We start from the raw sequence: 21,235 nt of genomic DNA on the forward strand, positions 1-21,235 counted from the left end.
CCTTCGCCATGCCCGCATGGCGTTCGATACTTGTTGAAACGGCCGAGTTTCAGGCTCTCTTACTCGACCCCGTTCGGGACTGCTGATGCCGCCCCGGTAAAAACGGGGATCGGATGGCGAGTTCGCAGCACAATTCGGAAGGTCTGGCACGCGGGGCGCGGATGCTGCGCACGGCGCTCGGCCCCGCCATAGCGCGATTGCTGGAAGACCCCGCCGTCGTCGAGGTGATGCTCAACCCGGACGGGCGCATATGGGTCGACCGGCTGTTGGAAGGGCTGTCGGATATCGGCGAGCGGCTGTCGCCGGCTGACGGCGAGCGCATCGTCCGGCTCGTCGCGCATCATGTCGGAGCGGAGGTCCATGCCGGAGCGCCGCGCGTTTCGGCCGAACTGCCCGAGACCGGCGAGCGGTTCGAGGGGTTGCTGCCGCCGGTCGTCGCCGCGCCCGCCTTCGCCATCCGCAAGCCGGCGGTCGCGGTGTTCACGCTGGACGACTACGTCGCGGCGGGCATCATGTCCGCCGCTCAGGCCGAGGTGCTGCGCGAGGGCGTCGCGTTCCGCGGCAATATCCTCGTCGCGGGCGGCACCTCGACGGGCAAGACGACGCTGACCAACGCGCTGCTCGCCGAGGTGGCGAAGTCCGCCGATCGCGTCGTCATCATCGAGGACACGCGCGAACTGCAATGCGCCGCGCCCAACCTCGTCGCCATGCGCACGAAGGACGGCGTCGCATCGCTCTCCGATCTCGTCCGCTCCAGCTTGCGCCTGCGCCCCGACCGCATCCCGATCGGCGAGGTGCGGGGGCCGGAGGCGCTCGACCTCTTGAAGGCATGGGGCACCGGCCACCCCGGCGGGATCGGCACGATCCACGCCGGTAGCGCCATCGGCGCGCTGCGGCGGATGGAGCAGCTCATCCAGGAAACCGTCGTCACCGTGCCCCGCGCGCTCATCGCCGAGACGATCGACCTCGTCGCGGTGCTCGCCGGGCGCGGCTCGATGCGCCGCCTCTCCGAACTCGCCCGCGTCGAAGGGCTCGGCCCGAACGGCGACTACCGCGTCGTGCCCGCCGATCGACCGGCGGCCTCGCTCACCCCCACCAGCACAGGAGACCATTCATGACCTCTCGACTTCGCCTTGCCCGTCACCGCTTCGAAACCGCGATGGCGGTCGCCGTCATCAGCGTGATGACCGCGCCCGCCGCCCACGCCTCCGGCTCGTCGATGCCGTGGGAAGCGCCGCTCCAGTCGATCCTGAAGTCGATCGAAGGGCCGGTCGCCAAGATCGTCGCGGTCATCGTCATCATCTCGACCGGCCTCGCGCTGGCGTTCGGGGATACGTCGGGCGGCTTCCGCCGTCTCATCCAGATCGTCTTCGGCCTGTCGATCGCGTTCGCCGCGTCGAGCTTCTTCCTGTCGTTCTTCTCCTTCGGCGGCGGGGCGCTGGTCTGATGGCCGGCGATCCTGCCGGCGAGGTGCCGGGCTTCGCCGTGCCGGTCCACCGCGCGCTGACCGAGCATATCCTGCTCGGCGTGTACGAGGGCCGCGAGACGAAGGGCATCGACCCGCACGAGGTGGTCGCCGGGTTCGTCGATCGCACCGACCGCGTGATGCGGCTGGTCGAGACCTTCATGCCGGCGTGCCGCTGGCTGGATGACGCGGAGACGCTGACCTACCTGCATGCCTGCGTCTCGACGCACCGGCACCGCGTCCGCGTGCCGGAGACGCCGATGTATCTCGACGCGCTGCTCGCCGACCAGCCGTTGACCGGCGGGCTGGAGCCGATGTTGGGCGACCAGCACCTGCGCATCCTGACCATCACCGGCTTTCCGACCGCGACGACGCCGGGGCTGCTCGACGATTTGAACCGGCTCGCGTTCCCCTACCGCTGGTCCACCCGAGCGATCCTGCTCGACAAGACGGACGCCACGAAGCTGCTGACGAAGATACGGCGGCAGTGGTTCGCCAAGCGCAAGTCGGTCGCCGCGATCCTCAAGGAGGTGATGACGAACGAGGCGTCGGTGCTGGTCGATACGGATGCGTCGAACAAGGCGGCCGACGCCGATCTGGCGTTGCAGGAGCTGGGCGCGGACTATGCCGGCATCGCCTACGTCACCGCGACGGTGACTGTCTGGGACGCCGATCCCCTTATCGCCGACGAGAAGCTGCGGCTGGTCGAGAAGGTCGTGCAGGGCCGCGACTTCACCGCGATGGCCGAGACGATCAATGCGGTCGACGCCTGGCTCGGTTCGCTGCCGGGTCACGTCTACGCCAACGTCCGGCAGCCGCCGGTCTCGACGCTCAACCTCGCGCATATGATCCCGCTCTCGGCGGTGTGGGCGGGGCCGGAGCGGGACGAGCATTTCGACGCGCCGCCCTTGCTCTACGGCCGCACCGAAGGCTCGACACCGTTCCGGCTCTCGCTCCACGTCGGCGACGTCGGCCACACGCTCGTCGTCGGCCCGACCGGCGCGGGCAAGTCGGTGCTGCTCGCGCTGATGGCCTTGCAGTTCCGGCGCTACCACCGCGCGCAGGTGTTCGCCTTCGACTTCGGCGGCTCGATACGTGCCGCCGCCTTGGCGATGGGTGGCGACTGGCACGACCTCGGCGGCGGGCTGACCGAAGGGAGCGATACCAGCGTGTCGCTGCAACCGCTCGCCGGCATCGAACAGACCGCAGAACGCGCGTGGGCGGCGGACTGGCTCGTCGCGATCCTGACCCGCGAAGGCGTGGCGATCACGCCGGATGTGAAGGAGCATCTCTGGACGGCGCTGACCTCGCTCGCCTCGGCGCCGGTCGAAGAACGCACCATCACCGGCCTCGCCGTGCTGCTCCAGTCCAACGACCTGAAGCAGGCGCTGCGACCCTATTGCGTCGGCGGCGCGTGGGGCCGGCTGCTCGATGCCGAGCACGAGCATCTCGGCACCGCGACCGTTCAGGCGTTCGAGACCGAGGGGCTGATCGGCACCGATGCCGCGCCGGCCGTGCTCGCCTATCTGTTCCACCGCATCGAGGACCGGCTCGACGGATCGCCGACGGTCATCATCGTCGACGAGGGCTGGCTGGCGCTCGACGACGAGGGTTTCGCCGGTCAGCTCCGCGAGTGGCTGAAGACGCTGCGCAAGAAGAACGCCTCGGTCGTCTTCGCCACGCAGAGCCTGTCGGACATAGACGGGTCCGCCATCGCGCCCGCGATCATCGAGAGTTGCCCGACCCGGCTGCTGCTGCCGAACGAGCGCGCGATCGAGCCGCAGATCACCGCCATCTATCGGCGGTTCGGCCTCAACGACCGCCAGATCGAGATCCTCGCGCGGGCGACGCCCAAGCGAGATTATTACTGCCAGTCGCGGCGCGGCAACCGGCTGTTCGAGCTGGGGCTGTCCGAGGTTGCGCTGGCGCTGTGCGCCGCATCCTCGCGCACCGACCAGCAGGCCATCGCCGCGATCGTCGCCGAGCACGGCCGCAGTGGCTTCCTGTCTGCCTGGCTGCGCCACCGCGGTATCGGCTGGGCCGCCGATCTCATCCCCGACCTTACCAATCTGGAGACACCATCATGATCCTGCGCCGTAGCCGCGCGGCGCTCGTCGCCGCGTCCATCCTGTCCATGCCGCTCGCGCTGTCGCCGATGCTGGCGACGCCCGCCGCGGCGCAGTGGACCGTGTTCGACCCGTCGAACTACGCGCAGAACGTCCTTCAGGCGGCGCGCACGCTCCAGCAGGTCAATCAGCAGATCACGTCGCTCCAGAACGAGGCGACGATGCTGGTCAACCAGGCGCGCAACCTCGCCAGCCTGCCGTACTCGTCGCTCCAGCAGCTCCAGCAGAACGTCCGCCGCACCCAGTCGCTGCTGCAACAGGCGCAGAACATCGCCTTCGACGTGCGGTCGATCGACCAGGCGTTCCAGCGCCAGTACGGCAGCGCGTCGATGACGGCGTCCGACCGGCAGCTCGTCACCGACGCCCGCGCGCGCTGGCAGAACACCGTCGGCGGCTTGCAGGACGCGATGAAGGTGCAGGCCGGCGTCGTCGGCAACATCGACACGAACCGCGCCGAGATGGCGACCCTCGTCACCCGGAGCCAAGGCGCGACCGGCGCGCTCCAGGCGACGCAGGCCGGCAACCAGCTCCTTGCGCTCCAGGCGCAGCAGCTCGCCGACCTCACCGCCATGATGGCGGCGAACGGCCGCGCGCAGGCGCTGTCCGACGCCGAGCGGGCGGCGGCGGCCGAGCAAGGTCGCGAGCAGCGCCGCCGCTTCCTCGCGCCGGGCGCGGGCTACCAGCCCGGCAACGCCCGCATGTTCAACCCCGGCAACTGAGGCGCGCGATGGAGGGGAAGACGCTCGCCCGCATCGGCGCCGCCGCGTTCGCCGGGATCGCCATTGCCGCCGCCGCAATCGAGATGACGCGCGAGGAGAAGCCGGTCGTGCCCGTCACGGTCGAAGTATCCACCGCGCCGGCCGATCCGATGCGCGAGGCGCTCGCTCGCTGCCGGTTCATGGGCGAGGCCGCGACGCGCGATCCCGACTGCCTGAAGACGTGGGCCGACAACCGTGCGCGCTTCCTCGGCCAGTCCACCGCTGCGGAAGGACGCTGAGATGCAGGGCACCGGCGTCATCGACAGCTTCCTCGGCGTCTTCACCCGCTACATCGACAGCGGGTTCGGCCTGCTCGGCGGCGAGGTCGCGTTCATCGCGACGACGCTGATCGTCATCGACGTGACGCTCGCCGCGCTGTTCTGGTCGATGGGCGGCGAGGACGACATCGTCGGCCGCCTCATCAAGAAGACGCTGTTCGTCGGCGTGTTCGCGTACATCATCGGCAACTGGAACAACCTCGCCCGGATCGTCTTCGATAGCTTCGCCGGGCTGGGGCTGAAGGCGTCGGGCACCGGCTTCTCCGCCGCCGACCTGATGCGGCCCGGCAAGGTGGCGCAGACCGGCCTCGACGCCGGGCGCCCGCTGCTCGACTCGATCTCCGGGCTGATGGGCTATTGGTCGTTCTTCGAGAACTTCATCCAGATCGCCTGCCTGCTGTTCGCCTGGGCGCTGATCCTGCTCGCCTTCTTCATCCTCGCCGTCCAGCTCTTCGTCACGCTGATCGAGTTCAAGCTGACCACGCTCGCCGGCTTCGTGCTGATCCCCTTCGGCCTGTTCGGCAAGACCGCCTTCATGGCCGAGCGCGTCCTCGGCAACGTCATCTCGTCCGGCATCAAGGTGCTGGTGCTCGCCGTCATCGTCGGGATCGGCTCGACGCTGTTCTCGCAGTTCACGGCCGGCTTCGGTGGCCGGACGCCGACCATCGACGACGCGATGGCGATCGTGCTCGCAGCGCTATCGCTGCTCGGCCTCGGCATCTTCGGTCCCGGCATCGCCAACGGCCTCGTCTCCGGCGGACCGCAGCTCGGCGCGGGCGCCGCGATCGGGACCGGGCTGGCAGCCGGCGGTATGGTCGCCGCCGGTGGAGCGGCGATCGGGGCGGTCGCGTCCGGCGGTGCTGCATTGGTCGGAGGTGCCGCTGCCGCAGCACGCGGCGGGGCCGCGCTCGCCGGTGTCGTGTCCACCGCCTATCAGGCCGGTGCGGCCGGACAGTCCGGAATGGCAGGTGTCGCCTCCGGTCTCGGCAACGTCGCCAGCGCGGGCGGAAAGGCCTCCGTCTCACCGCTGAAGCGTGCCGCCGGCCGCGCAGCCGACAGCCTCCGCTCCAGCTTCCAGGCCGGCAGCCGTGCCGTCGGCGGCGATGCCGCGCCGGACGGTGACGGCCCGGCTCCCGCTGCTCCAGCGTCGGGAAGCCAGCCCGCATGGGCGAAGCGCATGAAGCGCTCGCAGCAGCTCACCCACGGCGTCCAGGCCGCCGCGCACGCCGTCCGCTCCGGCGACGCGCATGGCGGCGGCTCCTCCATCTCCCTCGACCAAGGCGACCGCCGATGAGCCTCTTCAAACGACCCGCCGCGCATTACGGCAAGACTCCGCAGCCCGAGACCCCGTACCAGCGCGCCGCCCAGGTCTGGGACGACCGCATCGGCTCCGCCCGCGTGCAGGCGCGGAACTGGCGGCTCATGGCGTTCGGCTCTTTGGCGCTCTCCGCCGGCCTGTCGGCCGCGCTGGTCTGGCAATCGGCGAGCGGCTCGATCGTGCCGTGGGTGGTGCAGGTCGATCGGCTCGGACAGGCGCAGGCGGTGGCGCCGGCCACCGCCGGCTACCGCCCGACCGATCCGCAGATCGCCTTCCATCTCGCGCGCTTCGTCGAAGAGGTCCGCTCGATCCCCGCCGACGCGATCATCGTGCGGCAGAACTGGCTGCGCGCCTACGACTTCACCACGGCTGCCGGCGCGCAGTCGCTCAACGATTACGCGCGCACCAACGACCCGTTCGCGAAGGTCGGCAAGCAGCAGATCGCCGTCGACGTGTCCTCGGTCATCCGCGCGTCGCCGGACTCGTTCCGCGTCGCCTGGACCGAGCGGCGCTATCAGGATGGCAGCCTCGCCGAGACTTCCCGCTGGACCGCTATCCTCGCCGTCATCGTCCAGCCGCCGCGCGATCCCGAGGCGCTCAGGAAGAACTCGCTCGGCATCTACGTCAACGCGATCAACTGGTCGAAGGAGATGGGTCAGTGAGCGCGCATCTCCGCAGGATCGCTGCGCCCGCCGTGCTGCTCGCGGCAACGATGCTCGCCGGCTGCGCCACGACGCAGAAGCCGCCCGAGATCGCTTACGACGCCGAGGTGCCGCCGCTGCCGCCCTTTCCGGTGGTCGCGGCGCCGGCACGACCCCGGCCGCTCCATGTCCCGCCGCCGTGGACACCGGCGCGGGGCGGACAGCCGGCCGCCACCTCGACCGCCCGCGTCGAGAACGCCAACGGCGCCGCCCGCGTCCAGCCGCGGCGCGAAGGCTACTACAACGCCATCCAGGTCTATCCCTGGTCGGAAGGGGCGCTCTACCAAGTCTATGCCGCGGTCGGGCAGATCACCGACATCGCGCTCGAACCCGGCGAGAGCCTGACCGGTGCCGGTCCGATCGCGGCCGGCGACACCGCCCGCTGGATCATCGGCGACACCGAGAGCGGATCGGGCGACACGCGCCGCGTCCACGTCCTCGTCAAGCCGACGCGGGCCGACCTTTCCACCAACCTCGTCATCACCACCGACCGGCGGCTCTACATGATCGAGCTGCACGCGGGCGAGCGGCCCTACATGCCCTCCGTTGCCTGGAGCTATCCGGCACCGCCGCCCTCGCCGCAGCCAATGGTGCCGGCGATGCCGTTCATCCCGGCCACCGCCGAGCATACCTATCGCTATGCCCTGACCGGCGATGCGCCGCCGTGGCGGCCCGTGTCGGTCTACGACGACGGTCGGCGCGTCTACGTCGAGTTCCCGCGCGGCATCGTCCAGGGCGAGATGCCGCCGCTGTTCGTCATCGGTCCGGAGGGCGAGCCGGAGATCGTCAACAGCCGCGTCCACGGCAACGTCCTCATCGTCGACCGCCTGTTCGGCGCGGCCGAGCTGCGGCTCGGCAAGGCCGACCGTCAGCAGACCGTCCGCATCCTTCGCACCGATGGGAGGCCCTCGTCATGAGCGGTATCGATCCAGAGAAGATCACGTCGAGCCAGCCGGATGCCGACGACGACGCCCGGCCGCTGACCGGCGAACCGGTCGCGCCGATGCGGCTGCGCCCCGAGCCACCGCGCGTCACCCGGCTGTCGCGCAAGGCGCTGGCGGTGCTCGGCAGCGTCGCCGGCGTCGGTCTCGGCGGCGCGCTGATCTATGCGCTCCAGGTCCAGCAGGGCAACAAACCGGCCGAGGAGGTCTACGCGACCGATGGCCGCTCGACGCCGGACGGCCTCAACGCGCTGCCGAAGGACTATACCGGCCCGGTGCTCGGACCACCGCTGCCTGGCGATCTCGGCCGCCCCATCCTCGACGCGCAGAACCGCGGCCAGCCAGTGCCCGTACCGGGAATCGACGCGCCTGCATCTCTCGCCGCGCCTGATCCCGAGGCCGAGCGCCGCCGACAGGAACTGGAACGTCGCAGACAGGAGCTGGAGGCGGCGCGCACCAGCCGCGTGTTCTTCCAATCCGGCGCGCAGACCCCGACGGCGAGCGGCGTACCCGGCGACGGGATGCCGAACCTCGCCGGCATGGGAGCGCCCGGCCAGACGGCCACGCCCACCGCGCAGGAGCGTCAGCTCGCCTTCCTCAACCAGGCCGCCGACCGGCGCACCGTCGCACCCGACCGCGTGACGGCACCGCCGTCGCCTTACGTCGTGCAGGCCGGTGCGGTGATCCCCGCCGCGCTCGTCACCGGCATCCATTCGGACCTGCCCGGCCAGATCGTCGCGCAGGTGACGGAGAACGTCTACGACAGCCCGACCGGTCGCCTCTTGCTGATCCCGCAGGGGACGCGGCTGATCGGCCAGTACGACAGCGGCGTCGGTTTCGGCCAGCGCCGCGTCCTGCTCGCCTGGACCCGCCTCATCTTTCCCAACGGCCGTTCGATCGTGCTGGAGCGCCAGCCCGGCGCCGATGCGCAAGGCTATGCCGGGCTGGAGGACGGCGTCGACCACCACTGGTGGGATCTCGCCAAGGCCGCCGGTCTCTCGACGCTGCTGTCGGTCGGCGCGCAGGCCGGCAGCTCGGGCGAGCAGGGCGACCTCGCCCGTGCTCTCCGCCAGGGAACGTCGGACGGGATCAGCCAAACCGGTCGGCAGGTCGTCGGCCGCCAGCTCGACATCGCACCGACGCTGACGATCCGACCGGGCTTCCCGGTCCGCGTGATCGTCACCCGCGACCTCATCCTCGAACCCTTTAGGGGCTGACGTTATGACGAAGCTGAAGCTCGGCCCCATCGCCGATGACAAGCCGGTGAAGGTCACGCTGGAACTGCCGGCGGACCTCCACCGCGATCTCACCGCTTACGCGGAGGTGCTCGCCCGCGACACCGGGCAGCCGGCTGCCGACCCCGTGCGGCTGATCGCGCCGATGCTGGAGCGGTTCATGGCTACCGATCGCGCGTTCGCCAAGGCGCGGCGCGCGGGCCGCACATCCGGCGCTGCGATCGGCTGACGCGATCGAGGTATCGCACGATGCCCACTTCACCACGAGGAACGAGGCGGCAGGATCGCGGGGCGGGACCGTGCCGCAACGAACCACAGGATACTTCATCGACATCCGTGATGGGGTGGACGCCCCTCGACGGCATCGGTGTGCCAGGATGGTGGTGTTTGACAGCCACCACGAGAGGAGCGTCCACGATGGAAGTTAGCACGATCGGTCTGGATTTGGCCAAGAACGTCTATCAGGTGCATGGGGCGGATGCGTCCGGCGCCGTTGTGTTCCGTCGGCAGCTGCGGCGCGACAAGGTGCTTTCGTTCTTTGCCGGGTTGCCGCCCTGCACGGTTGCGATGGAAGCCTGCGGCGGTGCCCATCATTGGGCACGCGAGATCGCCCGGGTCGGTCATACGGTTCGCCTGATCCCGGCCGCTTATGTGAAGCCGTTCGTGAAGCGCCAGAAGAACGACGCGGCCGACGCCGAGGCGATCTGCGAGGCGGCGCAGCGGCCGACGATGCGGTTCGTGGCCGTGAAGGGCGCGGAGCAGCAGGCGAGCGCCGTGGTGTTCCGCGCGCGCGATCTTCTGGTTCGCCAGCGGACCCAGACGATCAACGCGCTGCGCGGCCACCTGGCCGAGTATGGGTATGTCGTCGCCCAGGGCCCCTCGCACGTCGCAAAGCTGATCGATCGCATCGAGGATCCCGCAAGCGACCTGCCCGAGGCCGCTCGAATGACCCTTGCCATCCTGGTCGACACCTTGCGCCTGCTCGAGGACAGGATCGCGCAGCTGGACGCGGAGATCGCGCGTCGAGCTCGCGAGGACGCGGATGTGCGCCGGCTGCGGACGATCCCCGGCGTCGGACCGATCACGGCGACGGCTCTGGTCGCTCTGGCGCCGAATGCCGGGGCGTTCGCGAAGGGGCGGGACTTCGCCGCTTGGCTCGGCCTGACACCGCTTCAGCGATCGACTGGAGGAAAGCAGAGGCTCGGCGCGACATCGAAGATGGGCGAGCGAACCTTGCGCCGCCTCCTGATCATCGGCGCCAGCGCCGTTGTGCGCCATGCCGCGCGACGCGGGGCTCCGGAAGGTTCGTGGCTCGGGGGCATGCTGGCCCGCAAGCCGCGCATGCTCGTGACCGTGGCTCTCGCCAACAAGATGGCCCGCATCGTCTGGGCCCTCATGGCGAGAGGCGGTCACTACAAGGCTCCGGTCGTGGCGGCGTAGCCGTCCGCGGCAGGAGGTCGTCGAGAACGTAGGACGGTCGAAGGAAGGTATGGCGCAACGGTCGACGAGACGGGATCGGACAGCCAGTTATTGGGCGAGCGCCTCGAGCGCGCATCTGTGTTTTGGCTCCGGTCCGCGAACTCCCATACGGGCCCGCGACGTTTGAACGGTCGCATCAGAGGCCGGACAGATGTCAGCACCCGACTACGCGCCGCAATGCCATCCCAAAATCCCTCTTGCGTTTGCCGGGGCGTCCACAGATGCCCTACCGTCACCCTCGCTCCACCCGCCGCGCAGGCGATGCCGCCGGCATCCTGCCCGACGATCTCTACGACTACTACACCGTCGAGCCGGACCCACGGCGGGGGCCAGTGCCCGCCACCAATGCCAAGACGTGCCGCGTTACCGATGACTGGCCCGAGCGCGTGCCGATCACCGAGGCCGAGATTGAGGTGTTCGAGCGCTGGTTCGCCGACCTCTTCGACGAGCTGTTCGGGCCGACCGGCCGATAGAATCATACGACGAGTACGGGTCGCTCCCCTTCATTTCCCTGGATGATGTTGTCTATTGATGATAATGATCGTGGAGAGTATCCGGTCCGCCTGACGCTCGCGCCCGGCCGGCCGCTGCCAGGACGGGAGACACGCGCATCGTGACGACGCTGACGATCGGCATCGCCGACACCGACGAGATGAAGGCGCGCGCCAGGCGCATCATGCAGGGCGGGGAGCGGCCAGCACCGGGCGAGCCAGCGGTTTGGTTCGGCTCGACCGAATCCTTCGCGCGCATTCTCTCCGCCGCCAACCGCGACATGCTCCGCCTCATCGCCGAGCGCGAGCCGGAGTCGCTCGACGCGCTGGTCGCGCTGACCGGCCGCGCCAAGCCCAACCTCTCGCGCACGCTGAAGGCGATGATCGCTCACGGCATCGTCCGCATGGAGCGCAGCGGGCGCAAGCTCGCGCCCAAGGTCATCCCCGATCGCGTCGTGCTGGCGCTGGAGCTGATCCCGACATCCGACAAGCAAGGAGACCGGCCGTGAACGCCGAGACAACCATCATCGCGCAGCGCGCCGCGCTCTACCTGCGCGTCTCCACCGTGCGGCAGGCCGAGCACGACGTGTCGATCCCTGACCAGAAGCGGCAGGGCGAGGCGTACTGCACGTCGCGTGGCTACCAGCTCGTCGACACGTTCGTCGAAGCCGGTGCCTCGGCCACCAACGACCGCCGGCCCGAGTTCCAGCGCATGATCGAGGCCGGAACGTCGAAGCCCGCTCCGTTCGACGTGGTCGTGGTCCACTCGTTCAGCCGCTTCTTCCGCGACCATTTCGAGCTGGAGTTTTACGTCCGCAAGCTGGCGAAGAACGGCGTCAAGCTCGTCTCGATCACGCACAAGATGCCACTGGCGGCATAACTTTGCTGGGGCGCTTGGCCTCCTTCGTGGTGGCGAAGGCGAGGATACCCATGAGCTCACCGCGCAGCTCGGCATGGACCTCGCCGCGCTTCGGGCCGGGCGTCAGCACGATCTCGCCGATCAGCGAGCGCAGCGCCTCGGCCGCCTCCCGCCCGCCGTCCGGGTCGTTCAGCGCCTCGGTGAACCGCTCGGCGTTCCGGCGATAGAGGTCGGCGACGTTGGGATGCACGTCCGGCAGGGGGGCGGGCGCCTCGGTGAGACGGCGGCCGATCTCCGCTTTCTCCCGCTCAAGCTCGCCCATCCGCGCCTTCATGGAGGGCTGATACAAGCCGTCCTCGATCGCCGTCATGATGCCGGCGATGGCACGGTCGATCTTCTGAAGCGCTTTGTGGTCGGCGTCCGCCTGCGACCGCCGATCACGGTTCAGCCGGTTCGTCTCCTGTGCATAGGCGCGCACGGCCTCCGCGACCGCCTCGGTCGACACCAGCTTCTCCTTCAGGCCCGCCAGCACCCGCGCCTCGATGTCGTCGCGTCGGATGGTCCGGTCGTTGTCGCAGGTGCCCTTGCGCAGGTGGTTACGGCAGGCGTAGCGGTCGGTCATCACCATGCTGATCCTCCCGCCGCAGCAGCCGCAGGTGAGCAGGCCCGACAGGAGGGTCACGGGCCGGTTGGTCAGATGCAACCGCTTGGCTCGTTCCTCGCGGCTGCCGGCGATGTTCGGAGCGTAGAAGGCCGCAATGCCGCGCTGACGCTCCTTCGCCGCCTGCCAGAGCGCATCGTCCACGATGCGCAGATGCGGGGCGTCCGCCCTGATCCGCGCGCTCTCCGGATTGATGCGGGAGACGCGCGTGCCAGTCTCGGGGTTCTTGGCGAAACGCTGGCGGTTCCAGACCAGCGCCCCGGCATAGAGTTCGTTGTTGAGGATGCCGGTGCCGGCCGCCGCATTGCCCCGGATGGTGGCGTCGATCCACGGGCGGTTGCGGGGGCCGGCGATGCCCTCCCGGTTCAACTGGAAGGCGATCTCCTTCGGGCTTCTGCCGCTCGCGTAGTCGCGGAAGATGCGGCGCACCACCTCGGCCTCGTCCTCGACGATCGCGCGCTCGCCCCGCACCGGCTCGCCGTCCTCGCCGAGCCGGCGGACGACGCGGTAGCCGTAGGCGGCGCGCCCGCTGCCGATCTTGCCGGCCTCCACACGCCCGCGCTGGCCGCGATGGGTCTTGATGGCGAGGTCTTTCAAGAACAGCGCGTTCATCGTCCCCTTGAGACCGACGTGAAGCTCGTTGATCTCGCCCTCGGACAGGGTGACGATGGTGACGCCCGCAAAGCGCAGGCGCTTGAACACGGCGGCGACATCCTCCTGGTCGCGGCTGATCCGGTCCAGCGCCTCGGACAGCACCATGTCAAAGCGCTCGGCCTGCGCGTCGGCGAGCAGCGCCTGGATGCCGGTGCGGACCATGGACGCGCCGGAGACCGCCCGGTCGGAATAGGTCTCCACCACGATCCAGCCCTCGCGCGCCGCCCGCTCCCGGCACTGACGCAACTGGTCCTCGATCGAGGCGTCGCGCTGGTTCTCGGACGAGTAACGGGCATAGAGGGCAATGCGGGGCATGGGCTGGCTCCTATCGTTGGGGAGGACCGCGCTACAGGGCGTAAGGTTCGCGTATCCCCGGATCGTCGGTCGGGAAGTCCCTGGTATTGCGGGTCACGAGAAGGCGCTCTGTGGTCTGCGCCGTCGCCCAGATCACAGCGTCGGGTAACTTGATGCGATGCGCGCGCCGCAACGCCACCGCACGGTTGGCAATCTCGTCATCCAGCGCGATGACATCGAAGCCTTCGAGGAAGCGCCGGGTCGGCTCGACCAGATCGGCACTCGCTCCGACCATCACTTCCATCCAGGTGACGATGCTGATGGCAGGGCTTTCGAAGCGCTCGATCTCCGCGCGAGCCTCGGGAATGGCGTTCAGATGATCGATGAGGATGTTCGTGTCGAAGAGCGCGCCTACCATTCGCCGCGAACCTTTTCCTGATAGGCCCGGCCATCGACCTTGCGCCGACCCCACAGGCCAAAACCGTCCTCGACCTGTTCGCGGTGATGGCGATGGAGATAATCGTCAATCGCCGCGCGGATCAGGGCAGCGCGGGACCGGCGCACCCGTTTGGCAAGGGTGTCGAGGGCCTCGACCTGGGCGTCGTTCATATCGACCAAGGCTCGCATCGTATGCTCCTCTGATATGCAGCACAGATATCATAAAGGGCGATGCAATGGAAGGGGGCATGCCGCAACCCGATGGAGGATCAGCCGCGACGTGCCGGCCACGGCTTTCTCGCAAGGGATGACATTGTGGAATTGCGGGCTTGGGCGAAGCTTACTCCCTGCGCTTTTGCAATTCCCTGCGCCGGATTTGGTCGATAGGCTCCTGTTAGGGAGGAGCTATGTTCGACGCTCAAAAATCCTTTGAGGACAACCTTGCCACCTTCAGGGCCGCTTGCGAGGGGATCGATGCCGATTGCGCAAAAGTCCTCTTCGACAACATCGGCCTACTCATCAAACACGGCGCCGATCGTGACGCTAGAACGCTCTTCAACTCAAAGGTGAAGACCACGCTGGACGCGCTGCCGCCCAAGGAGGAAGCCAAATGATCCGGTACTTCCTCTCGCAGATCGCAGTTGAGGGGTTCCGTGGAATCAACAATAGCGGTAATCCGCTCACCCTGAAGTTCAAACCCGACTGTGTGAACTCGGTCTACGCCAACAACGGCGTCGGCAAGACATCGGTGTTCGAGGCGCTCCAGTTCGCCATCCACGGCGAAATTCCCCGGCTCACCGCCCTTCAGGGTGCCGAGCAAGGTGACAGCTACGTTATCAATCGCTTTCATCCCAACAAGAAAGCGACGATCGAGCTGAAGCTGAAGCCGGACGACGGTAGCGACGACGTAAGGGTATTGGTGACACGCGACGCGAGCGGCGCCCGCATTGTAACTTCACCCTCCGGCCACGCGACCCCCGAAGATCTATTGCGAGCGCTTCAGGAAGACTTTGTCCTGGTGGACTACAAGACCTTTGCAGGGTTTATCGATAACACGGCCTTGCTGCGTGGCCGATCCTTCTCCGCACTCATCGGCCTCAGCCAGTATTCCAACCTACGTCAGGCCATCGAGGGAGCCAACAACACGGCGACCCTTCGCAACGATCTCGGCATCAAAGTGCTGAACGTCAACATTGCGACCCATAAGGCGGGCGTCGCCGAGGCGAAGCGTAAGGTGATCGAAGCCTATGCTGCGCTCACCGGACAGACCATCGACAAGCCAGACGATCGCACCGCGCTTGAAGCCACAGTGACCAAAGTGCTGACCGACATCGGTGCGCTTAAAGAGGTGATGGCCGGCAAGACGGTCGCGGACTTCGATCACAAAGCGGCGGTCACCGCCTTGGAAGACAGCTCCGACAGCGCCAATCGGCTCAAACTGCAAAAGATGCAGGAGGACCGCACGGCCGTCAGGGAACTGACCTTCTCGGACGAGCATGCCATCCAGCTTACCGCGCTGGAAATCGCGGCGAAGGAGCGGGACGAGGCTCTGGCAAAGGTCGGCCATGCCGATTTGCTATCGTTGCTCAAAGGCGCGTCCAAAGTGCTGGGCACCGCCGCCTGGCCCCATGACGATAGCTGCCCGGTGTGCGACCTTCCGCAGGATCAGTCGCTGAAGGCGAGGTTGAACGACAAGATTGCCGCTTACGATGCCGTAAAGGACTTGGAAGCCGAACTGGCGAAATTGTGCCTCGGTTGCTCCGCGCTAGAGCTGCTGAGCAAGCTCGAAAGCGCCGCCGCGCTGTCTGTCCCGGCCGACGAGCACATCGCCGCCGAGCTTATCAAGGCAGCGAAAGCGGGCAGCGTGAAGACCGCTGACATCGCGCAGGTAAAAGCTCGTATCGAAACCCTGGCCAAATCCCGGGACGAGAAGGTCGCCACACTTGAAGGCGAAATCCACGATCTTGAAAAGAGCTTGCCACCCTCAGTCGCGGCAGCCGCTCGCGCCATCGAGAACGCCAAAAGTTTCCGAGACGAGTTCGCCACGCTGGATAGCGTCAGCGAAAAGCTCGCCGAGACCGAAGGTGCCATGGCGAAGATCGACCGATGGCTAAAATTCATAAAGGCCGCCGACAAGGTGTTTGCCGACGCGGAGACCAAGCTATCCGGCGAACGCCTCAAGGATATCGAGACCTCGTACAAGACGCTGTTCCCGAAGATCATGCGCGGCGGACCCGACCTCAAGCCCCACCTCGCGCGTGCCGAGAAGAGCGAAAACATCGACCTCACCCTGTCGGATTTCCATGGCGAAACTAACGTCAACGCCCGCGCGGTGCTCTCCGAGAGCTATCGCAACGCGGTTGCCGCCTCAATCTTCCTCTCAGCAGCGGTCAAACATTCGCGACCACCACGGTTTATGGTGCTCGACGACATTACTTCCAGCTTCGATGGCGGCCACCAGTTCAATTTGATGGATGTCCTGCTCCGTGATCTGCGATTCGGAGCCCATGCAGACGGAATCCAGTTCATTCTCTTGAGCCACGACAGTGCGCTGGAAAAGTATTTCGACCGGCTCGGCGGTACCAAGGAGTGGCATCACCAAAAGCTTCAAGGCATGCCGCCCACTGGTGCGGTTCAGACCAGTGCAAATGGGGCCGACAGGCTGAAGGCCCGCGCCGTCGATTTGCTCAATCAGGGCAGCGTCGATATCGGCGCGCCGCTCGTGCGACAGTACCTAGAGTACAAGCTGGGCTACATCATTTCCAAGCTGGAGATACCGGTGCCGCCTGATTACGCGACGCGGCCCGACAATCGAACGCTTTCGACTTATTTCGATGCAATTACCCGCGCTACTGCTCTGTACGACAAGGCGGGAGAGTGCGTGCTGGACGCTGCTCAAAAGACCGCGATCAAGCAGACCCATGCCACGTCAATCATCGCAAACTGCATTGCCCATTATGAAACATCGGCGGGCCAGCCGTTTACGGCATACATACTGCTCGGGCTGCTTCAAGACATCGACGCTTACGTAGAGAACTTCAAACAGGCCGATCCAAAAAATCCAAGGCAGCGCATCTTTTGTCGTCGGCTCGACAAGTTGTACGTTTAACAGGGTGTGTTTTCGCTTTGGTTCGCTTAGGGTGGCGGGGCATAGAGATGCCTCTATCACTCCCTATCGGCTTCGCCGTCCGATTCGTTGGTGGATTTCGGTGTGTTGTCATTGGCGGCTACGGCGATGCGTGCGGCGAAGTCCCTGCGCGCCATGCGACGACCTATCAGGCGCGCGATCTGAAGGACCACATCGTCGATCTTGTGCAACGCTTCGGGATCGAGGGTAGGCGCATCGCCGTTGTCGTTGGCCGCGACAGGACGCCTTGCGGAGTCGGGCGGGTCAGCCGGCATCACGGCTGCCCGCCTTTTCACCGGAGGGCGCGTTGTCGTTGACGGGTCGCCATCCGGCTGGGTCGGCGACCCAGCGATCGATGTCGGACTCGTGCCAGCCCGCGCCGTTGCTGCTGATCTTGAGCTTGGCGGGGAAGGTGCCCTCTTTCATCTTGCGATAGATGGTCGATCGGGACAGTCCGGTACGAGCCTCCACGGTCTTCCGGCGGATGATACGCTCTGGCTGGCGCATGGCCTCGATACCTCCTGCTGGCTCGTTCTGAATACGTCAGAACCAGTCAGGGCAGAATTTTTGCTATGCGCAAGAGTGCTTTATGTGTCGTAGCAGTATAGCGAAGAGTAGAGGGTTATAGCGTAGAACTAAATTCCGATGCCTCTGCCACGCCCGAGGTCGATGCCAGCATGGAAGGCGATCTCGTCGCCGAGTCGGCGGCCCGAGTCGAATGCGATGCCGAGTTCGCGCTTCCTGTTGGCGAGCAGGGATTCGAGCTGCGGATCGCGGTGGAGGCCGTCGAGCATCTCGCCCATCTGCCGGCGCGTCGCCTTGGATTCCATAATGTCACCGGCCTGATACTGGCGTTGACTGGTTCGATCGAGACTCTGCCAGCGCTCGATGAACCTGTCGGCGAGGATGGCAGGGTTGTTGTGGATTTCGGTTTCGAGCTGGAGGGCGCGGATGGCGCGATTGACCCGGCCCGATCCCGCCTCATGGGCGAGGTCGGTGTCCTTCTTGTAGGCGGCTTCGGCGTCGCGCCAGCCGTAGGGCCGCACCTCCTCGAAGGCGTCGCGCGCCCGGTTCAGCTTCGTCGCCTGCTCAGGGCTCCACTTGCCGCCTTCATTCTGCGCCGTGACGATCGCGTCGAAAGCCCTGGCATGGCGGACCAGCGCCCGCGTGCGGGTGGCTTTCAGGGCTTCCTCGGGATCGAGGGTCGCCGCCTTCTCCGGCGCTGCGGGTTCTCGCCGTACGATCTCCCCACCCACGCCCTCCTATTCCGGCCCCTGCACCCCGCCGGCACCGGACATGGGGGTCAGCGAGAGGCGCAGCCCGTCGAACATGCCGCGTACCTTCTCAGGCACCTTCTTCGCGATCTCGAAGACACGCTCGCGGAACGTGATGCCGCGCCGCTCGGCATAAAGCTGCGCCGGGTCGGCGGGCTCGTAGTCGGATGCCATGTCCTTGGCGCGCTCGCGCGACAAAGTGCGGACGAGCCGGTCGCGGTCGGGGAAGTCGTCGCGGCCGTAATGCAGGTCGGTGCCGTCCCGGTGCCGGGACAGGGCGACGTAGCTGCTATGGGCATCAAGCCCCGGCGTCGCCAGCACATGGGTGCGGTCCACCGTCATGCCCTGCGCCTTGTGGATGGTCGCGGCGTAGCCGTGGTCGATGCGGTCGTAGTCCTTGAGGTCGAAGGCGACAGATCGGCCATCGTCGGTACGCACGGTCATGCTCTGCGGGCTGACCTCGATGGCGGTGCCGAGCGTGCCGTTCTTCACGCCGAGGCTGCGTTCGTTGCGCAGGAACATGATGCGGTCGCCTGGGGCGAAGCTGCGCTCGCCGCGCTCGACGGTGACGCGCACGCCCTCGCCGAGGTCGCCGGCCTCACGCATCCGGTCGCGGGCGGCCTCGTTCAGAGAACGCACCTCGGCGTTGGTGTGGGTGAGGATGATGCGGGTCCGGTCGGGCGTGGCCTGCCGGTCGCGATCCCAGCGTTCGATCAGCTCGCCCCGTGCCTCGTCGCGCGTCGCTGCCGCATGCACCATGCCGTGTGCGTTATAGCGATGGATCGCCCGGCCGGCGCCGCCGGTGGCGAGATCGCGGGTGGCGTCGCGCTGCCAGTCCTCGCGCTGGCGACGGACTTCCCCGATCTCCGCCCCGCCATGCCGCTCATGGAGCGACCGGAAGGCCGCACCCGCCTCGATCGACTGCAACTGCTGCGGATCGCCGACCAGCACGACCTTGGCGCCGGCCTCCGCCGCATGGGACAGCACGCGCTCCAACTGCCTCGTGCCGACCATGCCGGCTTCGTCGATCACCAGCACGTCGCGGGACGTGAGCAGATCGCGGCCCTGCGCCCAGCCATGCTCCAGACTGGCGATGGTGCGGGACGCGATGCCCGATCCGCCCTCCAGGTTCTCGGCCGCGATACCGGACAGAGCCGCGCCCCGGACCGCGTAGCCTGCCGCCTCCCAAGCCTCCCGCGCCACGCCCAACATCGCGCTCTTTCCCGTCCCGGCATAGCTGACGACGATGCCGAGATCGTGCCCGTCCGTGACATGTGCCAGCGCGTCGGCCTGTTCGCCGGATAGCACAAGGCCGCGCGCTTCCGCCCGCGCCAGCGCCGCGTTGCGATGGGCGTCGTTCACCTCATGACGGTCCCGCTCTACCATCAACGCGGCGGCGCGATGCAGGCGCTGCTCCGCCTCGATCATCGCCTGCGTCGTGAAGCGATCCTCGCCGCGTCCGTCACGGCCAAGCTCCACCACGTCGGGCGCGCCGCGCATCGCACCCATCACGCTGTTGAACTGGTCGAGGCCATCGCTGTGTCGGTGCGCGAACAGCGCCATGTCGCGCCGTGTAAAGGTCGATTGCTGATGCGTGATGGCGTCGAGCGCCACACCCGGATCGGCGATGATGCGCGCGCCGTTGCCGCACGCGATCTCGCGATGCAGTTCGGCACGGTCGGCGGCTTCGAGTCCTTCACCTTCGATGCGCTGCGCAGGCGCGCCGATCTGACTTTGCGGCTCCAGCGCGATGCCCTGCGCCTCAAGGGTGCGGTGATCGATGCGCGCGTCGATGTCGAGTTCGGCCAGCCGCTCGTTGGCCAGCTCGGCCCAGCGTTGGCGCCAGCGCTCGACCATCTCCGTACGGTTCCAGTCGCGCACCTTCGCGCCGAAGCCGGGCTCGTCGCCATCGACGCTGATCTCGCGCATCGTCAGCATGACATGCGCGTGCGGTTTCGGCATCCCGTCCGCGCCGATGTCCCAATGCACGTTGAGGTCGGCGATCATGCCCCGATCGACGAACTCGGCCTGGACGAAGTCGCGGGCCAGTGCGATGCCCTGCGTCTGTGTCATCTCGCGGGGCAGGGCGAACTCCACCTCGCGGGCAAGCTGCGCGTCCTTCCTGACCTCGCACGCCTCGACATCGTTCCACAGACGCTCGCGGTCGCTCCAGGCTTCAGACGCGCCGTCCGGCAGCAGCACCTCGGAATGGACGACGCCGCGCTTGGCGGAGAAGTCGTGGCTGCGTTCCAACCGCTCGTCGCGCAGCCGCGAGGCCGAGCGGTAGGCGGCGGACGCCACCGCGCTGGAGCCGGCCTTGCGGCCGATGACTTTGACGTGCAGGTGGTAGATCGCCATCGCGATCGAAGCAGTGGCACGGCCAAGCGCACGTCGGAACGACGTATAAGCGCGCCCTCGAAATGAATTTCTCGGGACACGTCACGCTGGTTCAAGCCGTTCCAGCAACATAGAGGCGTTCCCCGCGACGCTCAACTATCCTGCCGCTATCAACATTGGCGGAGGACATGATGCGAAAGCCACGGGACTATGACGCCGAACTGAAGGCGCTCGAACACAAGGCGCGCGACTTGAAGACGCGCAAGGTTCAGCAACTTGGCGAACTGGTGATCGCCTCCGGTGCCGACACGCTCACGCCTGACGAACTGGCGGGCGCGCTGATCGCGCTGGCAGAAACAAAGGAGACGAACAAGAGGGAGGCCTGGGCCAAGCGCGGCGCGGCGTTCTTTCAAGGCCGATCGCGGCGAACTACACCGGCGAATGACCGCTACAGCGGCGGCGCTCAAACGCAACCAGGCGGCGCGCAACCGGCATCTGGCGATGCGGGCGCGGCATGACATGCGAGACTGGCAGGTCGAGCGTCGCAAGCGCACCCGGCACCTGATCGAACTCGGCGGCCTCGTGGTCAAGGCGTGCGTCGTGGACCTGACCGGCGACGACCGCGCCGTGATCTACGGCGCGTTACTCTGGATGGCCGACAAGCTCAAAAGCGACGATGCAGAACACGCCCGCGCGCTCTGGGCCGGAAAGGGGAAAGAGGCATTCGCGACGGAAGGTTATGAACTCACGTGAACGATCACCCCGAATACACCGGCTGATGGGCTGTGACCGATGGCGG

The 21,235-nt window shown here is 67.2% G+C and carries 22 protein-coding genes and 2 pseudogenes; 18 read left to right on the top strand and 6 right to left on the bottom strand.

Features of this window, described 5'->3' with window-relative positions:
- Window positions 1-113: 113 nt before the first annotated feature.
- The 14 genes and pseudogenes from trbB to PGN25_03430 all read left to right on the top strand — a co-directional run bounded on the left by trbB (window position 114) and on the right by PGN25_03430 (window position 11,657).
- The gene (gene trbB / locus PGN25_03365) at window positions 114-1,118 is read left to right on the top strand and encodes a P-type conjugative transfer ATPase TrbB (protein MEH3116658.1); all 1,005 of its coding nucleotides are present in this window, start codon (window positions 114-116) and stop codon (window positions 1,116-1,118) included.
- Window positions 1,115-1,447, top strand: coding sequence for a TrbC/VirB2 family protein (locus PGN25_03370; GenBank protein MEH3116659.1), 333 nt, complete (start codon window positions 1,115-1,117; stop codon window positions 1,445-1,447). Before trbB ends, PGN25_03370 begins: the two co-directional genes overlap by 4 nt.
- Entirely contained in the window at window positions 1,447-3,552 is a 2,106-nt protein-coding gene (gene trbE, locus PGN25_03375; protein ID MEH3116660.1) for a conjugal transfer protein TrbE, read from the top strand. Before PGN25_03370 ends, trbE begins: the two co-directional genes overlap by 1 nt.
- Window positions 3,549-4,310, top strand: coding sequence for a P-type conjugative transfer protein TrbJ (gene trbJ / locus PGN25_03380; GenBank protein MEH3116661.1), 762 nt, complete (start codon window positions 3,549-3,551; stop codon window positions 4,308-4,310). The genes trbE and trbJ overlap by 4 nt, the downstream gene beginning before the upstream one ends.
- Before the next feature lie 8 nt (window positions 4,311-4,318).
- Window positions 4,319-4,588, top strand: a complete 270-nt coding sequence (gene trbK-alt / locus PGN25_03385) for a putative entry exclusion protein TrbK-alt (protein ID MEH3116662.1) — start codon at window positions 4,319-4,321, stop codon at window positions 4,586-4,588.
- Window position 4,589: 1 nt separating this feature from the next.
- A complete protein-coding gene (trbL, locus tag PGN25_03390) occupies window positions 4,590-5,921 on the top strand; it encodes a P-type conjugative transfer protein TrbL (protein MEH3116663.1) in 1,332 nt (443 codons plus the stop codon).
- Entirely contained in the window at window positions 5,918-6,607 is a 690-nt protein-coding gene (gene trbF / locus PGN25_03395; GenBank protein MEH3116664.1) for a conjugal transfer protein TrbF, read from the top strand. Before trbL ends, trbF begins: the two co-directional genes overlap by 4 nt.
- Complete coding sequence (trbG, locus tag PGN25_03400; protein MEH3116665.1) at window positions 6,604-7,563, top strand: P-type conjugative transfer protein TrbG; 960 nt, start codon at window positions 6,604-6,606, stop codon at window positions 7,561-7,563. The genes trbF and trbG overlap by 4 nt, the downstream gene beginning before the upstream one ends.
- Window positions 7,560-8,804, top strand: a complete 1,245-nt coding sequence (locus PGN25_03405; protein MEH3116666.1) for a TrbI/VirB10 family protein — start codon at window positions 7,560-7,562, stop codon at window positions 8,802-8,804. The genes trbG and PGN25_03405 overlap by 4 nt, the downstream gene beginning before the upstream one ends.
- Window positions 8,805-8,808: 4 nt before the next feature.
- On the top strand, window positions 8,809-9,051 hold the full coding sequence (locus tag PGN25_03410; GenBank protein ID MEH3116667.1) for a DUF2274 domain-containing protein: 243 nt from the start codon (window positions 8,809-8,811) through the stop codon (window positions 9,049-9,051).
- A gap of 188 nt (window positions 9,052-9,239) precedes the next feature.
- Entirely contained in the window at window positions 9,240-10,262 is a 1,023-nt protein-coding gene (locus PGN25_03415; protein MEH3116668.1) for an IS110 family transposase, read from the top strand.
- A gap of 260 nt (window positions 10,263-10,522) precedes the next feature.
- The gene (locus tag PGN25_03420) at window positions 10,523-10,774 is read left to right on the top strand and encodes a hypothetical protein (protein MEH3116669.1); all 252 of its coding nucleotides are present in this window, start codon (window positions 10,523-10,525) and stop codon (window positions 10,772-10,774) included.
- Window positions 10,775-10,914: 140 nt separating this feature from the next.
- On the top strand, window positions 10,915-11,301 hold the full coding sequence (locus PGN25_03425; protein MEH3116670.1) for a transcriptional regulator: 387 nt from the start codon (window positions 10,915-10,917) through the stop codon (window positions 11,299-11,301).
- Window positions 11,298-11,657 (top strand): annotated as a pseudogene (locus tag PGN25_03430) (recombinase family protein). The gene PGN25_03425 and the pseudogene PGN25_03430 overlap by 4 nt, the downstream one beginning before the upstream one ends.
- Here PGN25_03430 and PGN25_03435 read toward each other — a convergent pair.
- The 3 genes from PGN25_03435 to PGN25_03445 are packed head-to-tail and all read right to left on the bottom strand — an operon-like array spanning window position 11,644 to window position 13,887.
- Window positions 11,644-13,281 carry a recombinase family protein gene (locus tag PGN25_03435; protein MEH3116671.1) on the bottom strand — a complete coding sequence of 546 codons (1,638 nt, stop codon included), beginning with the start codon at window positions 13,279-13,281 and terminating at the stop codon, window positions 11,644-11,646. The pseudogene PGN25_03430 and the gene PGN25_03435 overlap by 14 nt on opposite strands.
- A 31-nt stretch (window positions 13,282-13,312) precedes the next feature.
- Window positions 13,313-13,678 carry a type II toxin-antitoxin system VapC family toxin gene (locus tag PGN25_03440; GenBank protein ID MEH3116672.1) on the bottom strand — a complete coding sequence of 122 codons (366 nt, stop codon included), beginning with the start codon at window positions 13,676-13,678 and terminating at the stop codon, window positions 13,313-13,315.
- Entirely contained in the window at window positions 13,672-13,887 is a 216-nt protein-coding gene (locus PGN25_03445; protein ID MEH3116673.1) for a ribbon-helix-helix protein, CopG family, read from the bottom strand. Before PGN25_03445 ends, PGN25_03440 begins: the two co-directional genes overlap by 7 nt.
- Before the next feature lie 218 nt (window positions 13,888-14,105).
- Between PGN25_03445 and PGN25_03450 the strand changes: the two genes are divergently transcribed.
- The gene (locus tag PGN25_03450; protein MEH3116674.1) at window positions 14,106-14,312 is read left to right on the top strand and encodes a hypothetical protein; all 207 of its coding nucleotides are present in this window, start codon (window positions 14,106-14,108) and stop codon (window positions 14,310-14,312) included.
- The gene (locus tag PGN25_03455; protein MEH3116675.1) at window positions 14,309-16,807 is read left to right on the top strand and encodes an AAA family ATPase; all 2,499 of its coding nucleotides are present in this window, start codon (window positions 14,309-14,311) and stop codon (window positions 16,805-16,807) included. Before PGN25_03450 ends, PGN25_03455 begins: the two co-directional genes overlap by 4 nt.
- 56 nt (window positions 16,808-16,863) lie before the next feature.
- On the opposite strand, the gene PGN25_03460 is transcribed toward PGN25_03455, so the two are convergent.
- From PGN25_03460 to traA, 3 genes and pseudogenes are all read right to left on the bottom strand, one after another.
- Window positions 16,864-17,100: a hypothetical protein gene (locus tag PGN25_03460; GenBank protein ID MEH3116676.1), complete on the bottom strand. Its 237-nt coding sequence runs from the start codon at window positions 17,098-17,100 to the stop codon at window positions 16,864-16,866.
- Window positions 17,090-17,332, bottom strand: coding sequence for an AlpA family phage regulatory protein (locus PGN25_03465; GenBank protein ID MEH3116677.1), 243 nt, complete (start codon window positions 17,330-17,332; stop codon window positions 17,090-17,092). The genes PGN25_03460 and PGN25_03465 overlap by 11 nt, the downstream gene beginning before the upstream one ends.
- A gap of 128 nt (window positions 17,333-17,460) precedes the next feature.
- A pseudogene (traA, locus tag PGN25_03470) lies at window positions 17,461-20,457 on the bottom strand (Ti-type conjugative transfer relaxase TraA).
- A gap of 170 nt (window positions 20,458-20,627) precedes the next feature.
- Here traA and PGN25_03475 point away from each other — a divergent pair.
- Both PGN25_03475 and PGN25_03480 read left to right on the top strand, forming a co-directional pair.
- Complete coding sequence (locus PGN25_03475; protein ID MEH3116678.1) at window positions 20,628-20,954, top strand: conjugal transfer protein TraD; 327 nt, start codon at window positions 20,628-20,630, stop codon at window positions 20,952-20,954.
- Window position 20,955: 1 nt separating this feature from the next.
- Window positions 20,956-21,189 carry a conjugal transfer protein TraD gene (locus PGN25_03480; protein ID MEH3116679.1) on the top strand — a complete coding sequence of 78 codons (234 nt, stop codon included), beginning with the start codon at window positions 20,956-20,958 and terminating at the stop codon, window positions 21,187-21,189.
- Window positions 21,190-21,235 lie beyond the last annotated feature (46 nt).

The organism is Methylorubrum populi (genome assembly GCA_036946625.1).
Classification (GTDB): Bacteria; Pseudomonadota; Alphaproteobacteria; order Rhizobiales; family Beijerinckiaceae; genus Methylobacterium; species Methylobacterium populi_C.

Bases quoted from the DNA above. Each gene is read 5' to 3' on its own strand.
- PGN25_03455 (MEH3116675.1), top strand. From the start codon at position 14,309: ATGATCCGGTACTTCCTCTCGCAGATCGCAGTTGAGGGGTTCCGTGGA.
- PGN25_03475 (MEH3116678.1), top strand. From the start codon at position 20,628: ATGCGAAAGCCACGGGACTATGACGCCGAACTGAAGGCGCTCGAACAC.
- trbE (MEH3116660.1), top strand. From the start codon at position 1,447: ATGGCCGGCGATCCTGCCGGCGAGGTGCCGGGCTTCGCCGTGCCGGTC.
- PGN25_03435 (MEH3116671.1), bottom strand. From the start codon at position 13,281: ATGCCCCGCATTGCCCTCTATGCCCGTTACTCGTCCGAGAACCAGCGC.
- trbL (MEH3116663.1), top strand. From the start codon at position 4,590: ATGCAGGGCACCGGCGTCATCGACAGCTTCCTCGGCGTCTTCACCCGC.
- PGN25_03370 (MEH3116659.1), top strand. From the start codon at position 1,115: ATGACCTCTCGACTTCGCCTTGCCCGTCACCGCTTCGAAACCGCGATG.
- PGN25_03450 (MEH3116674.1), top strand. From the start codon at position 14,106: ATGTTCGACGCTCAAAAATCCTTTGAGGACAACCTTGCCACCTTCAGG.
- trbK-alt (MEH3116662.1), top strand. From the start codon at position 4,319: ATGGAGGGGAAGACGCTCGCCCGCATCGGCGCCGCCGCGTTCGCCGGG.
- trbJ (MEH3116661.1), top strand. From the start codon at position 3,549: ATGATCCTGCGCCGTAGCCGCGCGGCGCTCGTCGCCGCGTCCATCCTG.
- PGN25_03460 (MEH3116676.1), bottom strand. From the start codon at position 17,100: ATGCCGGCTGACCCGCCCGACTCCGCAAGGCGTCCTGTCGCGGCCAAC.
- PGN25_03420 (MEH3116669.1), top strand. From the start codon at position 10,523: ATGCCCTACCGTCACCCTCGCTCCACCCGCCGCGCAGGCGATGCCGCC.
- PGN25_03415 (MEH3116668.1), top strand. From the start codon at position 9,240: ATGGAAGTTAGCACGATCGGTCTGGATTTGGCCAAGAACGTCTATCAG.
- PGN25_03440 (MEH3116672.1), bottom strand. From the start codon at position 13,678: ATGGTAGGCGCGCTCTTCGACACGAACATCCTCATCGATCATCTGAAC.
- trbB (MEH3116658.1), top strand. From the start codon at position 114: ATGGCGAGTTCGCAGCACAATTCGGAAGGTCTGGCACGCGGGGCGCGG.
- PGN25_03445 (MEH3116673.1), bottom strand. From the start codon at position 13,887: ATGCGAGCCTTGGTCGATATGAACGACGCCCAGGTCGAGGCCCTCGAC.
- PGN25_03410 (MEH3116667.1), top strand. From the start codon at position 8,809: ATGACGAAGCTGAAGCTCGGCCCCATCGCCGATGACAAGCCGGTGAAG.
- PGN25_03405 (MEH3116666.1), top strand. From the start codon at position 7,560: ATGAGCGGTATCGATCCAGAGAAGATCACGTCGAGCCAGCCGGATGCC.
- trbF (MEH3116664.1), top strand. From the start codon at position 5,918: ATGAGCCTCTTCAAACGACCCGCCGCGCATTACGGCAAGACTCCGCAG.
- PGN25_03480 (MEH3116679.1), top strand. From the start codon at position 20,956: ATGCGAGACTGGCAGGTCGAGCGTCGCAAGCGCACCCGGCACCTGATC.
- PGN25_03465 (MEH3116677.1), bottom strand. From the start codon at position 17,332: ATGCGCCAGCCAGAGCGTATCATCCGCCGGAAGACCGTGGAGGCTCGT.